At 43.1% G+C, this 520-nt stretch carries 2 protein-coding genes; both read right to left on the reverse strand.

Annotated elements, in window-relative coordinates; translation table 11 throughout:
• A partial coding sequence (locus RQ738_RS13655; RefSeq protein WP_314165872.1) for a hypothetical protein occupies window positions 1–190 on the reverse strand: 190 nt, incomplete at its 3' end.
• 67 nt (window positions 191–257) lie between these two features.
• Window positions 258–520 (reverse strand): transposase (locus RQ738_RS13660; protein WP_314165873.1); only part of this gene is annotated, 263 nt, incomplete at its 5' end.

Consider the following 520-nt stretch of genomic DNA (forward strand, 5'->3'; position numbering starts at 1 on the left):
CTGCGCGTGAAACCCACATATAGATTTTCATTTTGTTTGTGATTTCAATACCGACGTACATCCCTTGATTCAGCAACCCAATAGGTGGCAGTCCAAATATTGTCACTATCAGCGCACCAAGAAAACCTGTGATTAGGCCAATAGTATTAGGATCACAAATCGATAAATTGTGAATTACAGTATCAATCATTCTGATTTTTCTTTTGCAAAATAACAGCTTGATTAACGAGACTTTGGGTCTCTATATATTTGCCTCGTCAGAAAAATTCATGGGTAGTTTTCGGGACAGGTAGCGCTCCAAGCGCGTGATATAAAGCGATTTCAGCCGCATGATAGGTCCGAAAACCATAGGCTTTTCTGGTAGTCAGTTTTGCTTTGGTGTTAAAACCCTCCACAATTCCACTGGAAAACTGTTTCTTGGCCCGGAACCAGTTGAGCAGCAGTGGCCGATGCCGCCGCAACATTCTGGCTACCTTCTTCATCGGTTCAATCTTTGAGCGCATGGTCTTGGTGCACCATT

The sequence above is a fragment of the Sulfuriflexus sp. genome, assembly GCF_032250955.1.
GTDB lineage: Bacteria > Pseudomonadota > Gammaproteobacteria > AKS1 > AKS1 > Sulfuriflexus.